This is a genomic window from Streptomyces sp. 3330 (assembly GCF_031456635.1).
GTDB lineage: Bacteria > Actinomycetota > Actinomycetes > Streptomycetales > Streptomycetaceae > Streptomyces.
Genome location: NZ_JAVDVA010000011.1, coordinates 274599 through 282961 on the forward strand (window position 1 = coordinate 274599; position 8363 = coordinate 282961).

Here is an 8363-nt window from a genome sequence, read left to right on the forward strand (position 1 = left end):
TGGCTCACCAGGCGTCGAGCCCGCGTACCCGCACCGGGTGGGACGGCACCCGCACACCGTCCGCACCCTCCCGCTCGACGACCACCCGCGGCCCCTCCCAGCGGGCGACGTACCGTTCGATCTCCGGCTCCTCCCAACCGTCGCCCGCGTCCCGCACGACCACACCGCCACCCGTCCGCCCCCGCACCGGCGCCCACACCTCCAGCTCCGGACGGCCGTCGTCCCCGAGCACCGGTATGACGGCGCCCGCGCGCGCGAGCACCGGGATCCGCGACAGCGGGGCATCCACGAGGACCCGCCCCGGCCCCTGGTACGGCCGCCCCGTCGCCGTGTCGTACCAGCGCCCCCGGGGCAGCTGCACCGCCCGCCGGTCGCCGCCGGGGCCGAACACCGGCGCCACCAGGAGACAGTCACCCAGCAGAAAGGCGTCCTCGCAGTCACGCAGCGCCCGGTTGCCGGGCGACCCCCACCACACCGGACGCACATAAGGGGCCCCGGTACGCCGGGCCAGATGCGCCAGCGTCACGAAGTACGGCAGCAGCCGCCGGCGCCCGACGAGCGCCGCACGCGCGTGCTCCCCCACCTCGGGACCGGACTCCCACGGCTCCCGGTGCACCGCCCGCACGCTCGCGTGCGTACGGAACAGCGGCAGGTACGCCGCCAGCTGGAGCCGGCGCAGATACAGCTCCGGCGACGGACCGCCGTCGAAACCGCCCGTGTCCGGTCCCGAATACGGCACTCCGCACAGCCCGAGACCCAGCACCAGGGACAGCGACGCCCGCAGCCCCGGCCAACCCGCGCCGGCGTCCCCCGACCAGACGCCGCCGTAACGCTGCACGCCGGCCCAGCCGGACCGTGAGACGACGAAGGGACGCTGGTCCGGCACCAGTTCCCGCAGCCCCTCGAAGGCCGCCGAGGCCATGCACAGGCCGTACACGTTGTGGGCCTCGCGATGGTCGCCCCCGCGCCCCTCCAGCGCGTGCCGCGCCGACCGCGGCAACGTCGGGTCCCCGAAAGCGGCGAACACCGTCGGCTCGTTCATCTCGTGCCGGAAGCCGGCGAACCCCTGCGCGATCCGCTCCGCGTAGAGACCTCCCCACCACTGCCGCACGCGCGCGTCCGTGAAGTCCGGGAAAACGGCCTCCCCGGGCGACGCCGGCGCCGTGACGACCCGGCCCGACGCGTCCCGCACGAACGCGTCCTCGGCCACCCCGCCGTCGTACACCGCGTTGCCCGGCGCGGCCTTGACCGCCGGGCCGACGGCCGACACCAGACGTATCCCGTCCCGGCGCAGCTCCTCGGAGAGCACCGCCGGTTTCGGGAAGCGCTCCTGATCGACGGTGAACACCTGGTGCTCGTCGTAGTGGTCGACGCCGAGGTGCACGGCGTCGAGCGGCAGCCCGTGCTCCAGGTGACCCGACACGGTCCGGCGTACCTCCTCCTCGCTCCCGAGGCCCCGGCCCGCGAGCTGATGCCCGAGCGCCCACGCGGGCGGCAGCGCGGGCGTCCCGGTCAGCGCGACCCAGGCGAGCAGCACGCGCGCGGGGGTACCCACCACCACCCAGCAGCGCAGCGGGCCCCCGTCCATCCGCACCTCGCACGCCCCGGACCGGTCGTGCCCGGAGCCGGCTCCCTCCTCGCCCTCCCGCAGCGTGACCGTGCCGTCCCAGGAGGTGTCGTGGAACACCAGGTGCGTGGCCGCGTCGGCCACCACCAGCTGCACCGGCATCGTGACCGGGCGCGGATCGTCCCCACGGCCGGACGCCCGTCCGGGATCCGTGTTCCACAGCCGGTACGTCCCGTCGCGCAGCCGCGGCCCGGACCCCCGCCCGCCGAGACCGAAGAAGCGGGCGTCCGCCGTCACCTCCGAACGCTGCATCCAGCGCGCGGGGCCGCCCCCCGCCGGTTCCCACCACCGGGGCGGCAGCTCACGCCGCAGCATCACGCCGCCGGGCGTGCACACCTCGATGGCGCCGTGCCGCGAGACCACGACCGTCACCCGCTCGGCGATGACCCGCCACCCGCCGTCCTTGTCGGGCTCCAGCACCGCGCGCGGATCCGGCTCCGGACAGCGGCCGGCCAGCGCGTACGACGGCTCGGGTCCGGCGCCGTCCCACCCCCAGAACACCGCGCCGTTCACGGCCACCCGGATCCTCAGCTCGGAGCGGCTGAACCGCAGCGTCCCACCACCGGGCCCCGGCTCCGCCTCCCGCACCGCGCCCGGCACCCGCGCGCGCTCGGGACCCCGCGCCGGCAACCCGGCGGCGTCGGCCCGGTTCCTGCGCCAGGCGGCCCGCACCGTGCGCAACCCCTGGGCAGCCCCCGCGGAACCGACCGCCTTCATCGAACGCACCAGGTCACGACCGTCCATGCTGTTCACCCTGTCACTGACCGCGTCACACGCGCGGGTCGTTCAACTGCCGTTCACCCGTGGTGAGGCCACATCTTCACGAAGCGGACTGTGGGGAGCCCACCCTGGTGCAGAAGTCGATCACATGGCATCGTCCGTGTCAGCCGCGTCACGCGCACCACCCCAGCCCGTGCGCGTGCGACGCACACGACGCGTACAGCCCGGGAGCCGCCCCATGCCGACCGAGAACCCCGAGCCGCTCTGGCGGCCCGATCCGCAGCGCATCGCTCAGGCCCAGGTCACGAAGTTCCAGGCCTGGGCCGCCGACCAGCACGGAGCCCCGTCCGAAGGCGGCTATCCGGCACTGCACCGCTGGTCCGTGGACGAGCTGGACACGTTCTGGAAAGCCGTCACGGAGTGGTTCGACGTCCGCTTCTCGACGCCGTACGCGCGCGTACTGGGCGACCGCTCCATGCCCGGCGCCCGGTGGTTCCCCGGAGCGACGCTGAACTACGCCGAGCACGCGCTGCGCGCGGCCGCCACCCGCCCGGCCGAACCGGCCCTGCTGTACGTCGACGAGACCCACGAACCCAGCCCGGTGACCTGGTCCGAGCTGCGCCGCCAGGTCGGATCACTGGCGAGCGAACTGCGCGCCCTCGGCGTCCGCCCCGGCGACCGGATCAGCGGCTACCTGCCGAACGTCCCGCAGGCCGTGGTGGCCCTCCTCGCCACGGCCGCCGTGGGCGGCGTCTGGACCTCCTGCGCCCCCGACTTCGGCGCCCGCAGCGTCCTGGACCGCTTCCAGCAGGTCGAACCCGTCGTCCTGTTCACGGTCGACGGCTACCGCTACGGCGGCAAGGAACACGACCGCCGCGACGTCGTCGCCGAGCTCCGCGCCGAACTTCCCACCCTGCGCGCCGTCGTCCACATCCCCCTGCTGGGCACCCAGGCGCCCCCGGGAGCCCTGGAATGGTCGGCCCTGACGGCCGCGGACGAGGAGCCCGTCTTCGAACAGGTCCCCTTCGACCACCCCCTCTGGGTGCTCTACTCCTCCGGTACGACCGGTCTGCCCAAGGCCATCGTCCAGTCGCAGGGCGGCATCCTGATCGAGCACCTGAAGCAGCTCGGCCTGCACTGCGACCTGGGCCCCGAGGACCGGTTCTTCTGGTACACGTCGACCGGCTGGATGATGTGGAACTTCCTCGTCTCCGGCCTGCTGACCGGCACGACGATCGTCCTCTACGACGGCAGCCCGGGCTATCCCGACACCGGCGCACAGTGGCGGATCGCCGAACGCACGGGCGCCACCCTCTACGGCACCTCCGCCGCCTACGTCATGGCCTGCCGCAAGGCGGACGTGCACCCCGCCCGCGACTTCGACCTCTCCCAGGTCCAGTGCGTCGCCACCACGGGATCACCCCTTCCGCCCGACGGCTTCCGCTGGCTGCACGACGAGGTCCGCGACGACCTGTGGATCGCCTCCGTCAGCGGCGGCACGGACGTGTGCTCCTGCTTCGCCGGCGCCGTCCCGACGCTGCCGGTCCACACCGGCGAGCTCCAGGCGCCCGGCCTCGGCACCGACCTGCAGTCCTGGGACGCGCACGGTCACCCCGTGATCGACGAGGTGGGCGAACTCGTCGTCACCAACCCCATGCCGTCCATGCCGGTCCGGTTCTGGAACGACCCCGACGGCAGCCGCTATCACGACAGCTACTTCGACACCTACCCCGGTGTGTGGCGCCACGGCGACTGGATCACCGTCACCTCACGCGGTTCCGTCGTCATCCACGGCCGCTCCGACTCCACGCTCAACCGCCAGGGCGTCCGCATGGGCTCCGCCGACATCTACGAGGTCGTCGAACGGCTCCCCGAGATCAAGGAATCCCTGGTCATCGGCATCGAGCAGCCTGACGGCGGCTACTGGATGCCCCTCTTCGTGCACCTCGCCCCGGGAGCCGCCCTCGACGAGGCACTCCTCGGCCGCATCAAGCAGGCCATCCGCGAGCAGCTCTCGCCTCGCCACGTCCCCGACGAGGTCATCGAGGTGCCCGGAGTCCCGCACACCCTCACCGGCAAACGCATCGAGGTCCCGGTCAAGCGCCTCCTCCAGGGCACCCCACTGGAAAAGGCGGTCAACCCGGGCTCCATCGACAACCTCGACCTGCTGCACTTCTACGAGGACCTCGCCCGCAAACGGTCCTGAGCCGCCTGACGCGGCCTCGGACCCACCCGGCACCCCCCGGAGTCCGAGGCCGACCGCCCCTGGGCGCCCCCACGCCACTCGCCGCCCCCACACCCCCGTGACCTGCGCGGTTCCGCCCCTCCAGCCTCGCGAGCCGACCGAGCGGGTCCCGTTGTCAGTGCCGCCGATTACTCTGAGTGAGCATTCATCGACTGCGCGCACAGGGGGAACCATGCCACACACCGACCACCGGACCATGCGACGCGTCCTGCGCCGTGAGATCGCCGGCACCATCGGCCTGCTCACCGACGAACACGACTTCCGCGCCATGCGGCGCTACCGCACCTTCACGTTCGACGACCACGCCGTCTACCTCCGACAGGTCGAAGACCTCCTGAAGGCACGTGCCCTGCAGGGCGCTCACACCACCGTCGCCCTCTTCGACCCCCAGGAATACGCCGAGTACTGCGCCGGCAGGGGCCTCGACCCCGACATCCCCGCCCACCGCACCCGCTTCACGGCCGAACTCGCGACCACGGGCCCCACCATCCCCTACGAGGGCCAGCCCCTCACCGACCTCCTGCCCGCCCTCGTCGACGAAGCCGTACGGCAGGCGACCTGGGAATACGCGGCCACCCTGCTCTCCCGCCTCGGCGGCTGCGCGACCTGCGGCGAGGACATCGGCCGCGCCGCCTTCACCCGCGCCTCCGACCTCGTCGCCCGCGTTCTCGACACGGCGCCACCCGGCAACCGGCACCTCGTGTGCAGCGTGACCGCCAGCCCCGAGACGCTGGTGGCCGTCCTGCACGCGGACGAGGAAGCCGACGGCGTGACCCGGCTCGACGAGGCCGAAGCCCTCGAGTTCACCACCGTCCTCGCCCTCGGCCTGGCCACCGACGGTCCCGGCGGCCTGGTCATGCGCACCACCGCCCCCGACACCGCCGACCGGATCTACGGGTGGCGGCTGCGCGGCGACGGCCTCGAACCCCTGACCGCCGGCGAGGTCTTCGACGCCTACTGCACCGACGTGGAGTCCGGCGACCTCATCTCACCCGAGTCCAACGTGGACTACTGCTTCCCACCGGACCTGGGCCAGGAGGGGAGGCCCCCGGGGCACAGTCACTGACCGAGGGGGGAGGCCCAGGACGCTCGCACACACCAGGGGCGCTCCACCCGAAGGCGGAGCGCCCCTGATCACCGGCCGATCGCCGACCGGAACCGACTACTCGCCGGAGAGCACGGCCTGCGCCGCGTTCCGCGCTTCCTCGGCGCTGTCCGCCGCACGCGCGGCAGCCGCGGCACGCTCACACTGCGCCAGCGTGTACTTCGCCAGTGCGGTCCGGACGTAGGGGATGGACGCCGCCCCCATCGAGAGCGAGGTGACTCCCAGACCCGTCAGCACACACGCGAGCAGCGGATCGGACGCGGCCTCGCCGCACACGCCGCAGCTCTTGCCCTCGGCCCGTGCCGCCTCGGCGGACAGCGCGACGAGGTCGAGCAGCGCGGGCTGCCACGGGTCCTGCAGCCGGGACACCGCGCCCACCTGCCGGTCGGCGGCGAAGGTGTACTGCGCGAGGTCGTTGGTGCCCAGCGAAAGGAACTCCACCTCCTGCAGGATCGAACGAGCCCGCAGAGCGGCGGACGGAATCTCCACCATCGCGCCGAACTTCGCCCGCAGCCCCGCCTCGCGACAGGCGTCAGCGAACGCCTTGGCGTCGGCCCGGTCCGCCACCATCGGCGCCATGACCTCGAGGTGGACGGGCAGCCCCTCGGCGGCCTTCGCCAACGCCGTCAGCTGGGTCCGCAGGACGTCGGGGTGATCCAGCAGCGTCCGAAGCCCGCGCACGCCCAGCGCCGGGTTGGGCTCGTCGGCCGGAGTGAGGAAGTCCAGCGGCTTGTCGGCCCCCGCGTCCAGCACCCGCACGACGACGCGTCCCTCGGGAAACGCCTCGAGCACCTGCCGGTACGCCTCGACCTGCTTCTCCTCGGACGGCGCGCTCTTGCTGTCGTCGAGGAAGAGGAACTCGGTCCGGAAGAGTCCGACACCCTCCGCACCGGCCTCCAGGGCAGCCGGCACGTCGGCGGGCCCTCCGACGTTCGCCAGCAGCGGCACCCTGTGACCGTCGGCGGTGGCGCCGGGACCGGTCGAGGCCGCCAGCGCCGCCTTGCGCTCGGCGGCCGCGGCCTCGAGCTGGGCCTTCTTCTCGCCGCTCGGGTTCACGAAGATGTCGCCGGTGCTGCCGTCGACGGCGATCACGGTTCCCTCGGGGAGCTCACCGGCACCGGGCAGGGCCACGACGGCCGGTACGCCGAGCGCGCGCGCCAGGATGGCGCTGTGACTGGTGGGCCCGCCCTCCTCGGTGACGAATCCGAGCACGAGCGTCGGGTCCAGCAGCGCGGTGTCGGCAGGCGCCAGGTCCCGGGCCACCAGCACATAGGGCTCGTCACTGTCCGGGACACCCTGCATCGGGACGCCCAGCAGACGGGCGACGATGCGATTCCGCACATCGTCGAGGTCGGCCACACGGCCCGCGAGGTACTCGCCGGCTCCGGCCAGCAACTCACGGTAGGCGGCGAACGCGTCGTACACGGCACGCTCGGCCGTGCTGCCGACGGCGATGCGCCGGTCCACGTCGACCATCAGCTCGGGGTCCTGGGCCATCATGGCCTGCGCCTCGAGCACCGCCTGGGCTTCGCCCCCCGCCAGATTGCCGCGCGCCATCAGATCGGCCGCCACAGCTTCCACGGCCTTGCGGGCGCGCCCCTGTTCGCGCTCCGCGTCCTGCGCCGGGATCTGCTTGGCGGGCGGTTCGAGCACCGCCGTTCCCATGTGCCGAACCTCGCCGATCGCCACACCGTGACTCACGCCGACGCCTCGCAGCGTTGTCTCCATCTCACCCGTCTCCGATAGTGCGGCGGGTCCCGCCGCCGCGGTGGTTGTCCTGCGTGCCGTCGGGAGGACGGCGTCAGCACTACTGCCAGAAAAAGAGGACGTCGCCGGTCTTGACGTCGCCGTCGTCACGGAGTTCGCCGAGCGCGTCGGCCGTGGCCTCCAGCGCGACGACCGGGCACACCGGGGACTTGCCGGCCTCCTCGACCGCGGCCGGGTTCCATCGCACGATGCCCTGCCCGCGCGTCACGGTGTCGCCCTTGTTCACCAGGAGCTCGAAGCCCTCGCCGTTGAGCTGCACCGTGTCGATCCCGAGGTGGGTGAGGACCCCGTGCCCTTCGGAGTCGACCACGACGAAGGCGTGGGGGTGGAGGGAGACGATGACTCCGTCCACGGGGGCGACGGCCTCGGAGGGCTCGCGCACCGGGTCGATCGCCGTGCCCGGGCCGACCATGGCCCCGGAGAAGACAGGGTCCGGCACGGCCGCCAGCCCGATGGCGCGTCCTGCTAGAGGGGACGTCACGGTGGTCATGGGAAGCCTCCCAGGGGTGGAGATGTATATGGGCCGTCACTGCTGGACCAGGTCGGGCGCACTGTGCAGCAGGGTATGTCAGATGAAGTACCGGCTCCCTGCGAGAGCACCCGATCCGTGGTCTAGACCACTAGCGTAGTCGATTTGCAGCGTCTCCGCGGCCCCGTGTACAGTCGTACTCCTGCTTGAGGGTGAGCGACGCGATCAAGCGCGCTTACCGAGCAGCACCCAACTTGTCAGATCCTAATCTCTGGATCATCTTCTGCATGTCTGCGGAACGGTGGTCAGGGGCCCGGAAAAACCCTGATAGAGTTGGAAACGCAAGACCGAAGGGAAGCGCCCGGAGGAAAGCCTGAGAGAGTCTCTCGGGTGAGTACAAAGGAAGCGTCCGTTCCTTGAGAACTCAACA

At 72.3% G+C, this 8363-nt stretch carries 5 protein-coding genes; 2 read left to right on the forward strand and 3 right to left on the reverse strand.

Features of this window, described 5'->3' with window-relative positions:
• Positions 1 to 4 precede the first annotated feature (4 nt).
• Entirely contained in the window at positions 5 to 2371 is a 2367-nt protein-coding gene (locus J2X68_RS20710) for a TIM-barrel domain-containing protein (RefSeq protein ID WP_310434014.1), read from the reverse strand.
• Between the two features lie 214 nt (positions 2372 to 2585).
• On the opposite strand from J2X68_RS20710, the gene J2X68_RS20715 reads away from it, so the two are divergent.
• Positions 2586 to 4553 (forward strand): acetoacetate--CoA ligase, encoded by a 1968-nt coding sequence (locus J2X68_RS20715; protein WP_310434015.1) that lies wholly within the window; start codon positions 2586 to 2588, stop codon positions 4551 to 4553.
• A gap of 211 nt (positions 4554 to 4764) precedes the next feature.
• Positions 4765 to 5658, forward strand: coding sequence for a hypothetical protein (locus tag J2X68_RS20720; protein ID WP_310434016.1), 894 nt, complete (start codon positions 4765 to 4767; stop codon positions 5656 to 5658).
• A 96-nt stretch (positions 5659 to 5754) separates the two neighbouring features.
• Here the strand turns inward: J2X68_RS20720 and ptsP are convergent, their stop codons facing one another.
• Both ptsP and J2X68_RS20730 read right to left on the reverse strand, forming a co-directional pair.
• On the reverse strand, positions 5755 to 7425 hold the full coding sequence (gene ptsP / locus J2X68_RS20725; RefSeq protein ID WP_310434017.1) for a phosphoenolpyruvate--protein phosphotransferase: 1671 nt from the start codon (positions 7423 to 7425) through the stop codon (positions 5755 to 5757).
• Positions 7426 to 7504: 79 nt separating this feature from the next.
• Positions 7505 to 7954, reverse strand: coding sequence for a PTS glucose transporter subunit IIA (locus tag J2X68_RS20730; protein WP_310434018.1), 450 nt, complete (start codon positions 7952 to 7954; stop codon positions 7505 to 7507).
• Positions 7955 to 8363: the final 409 nt, after the last annotated feature.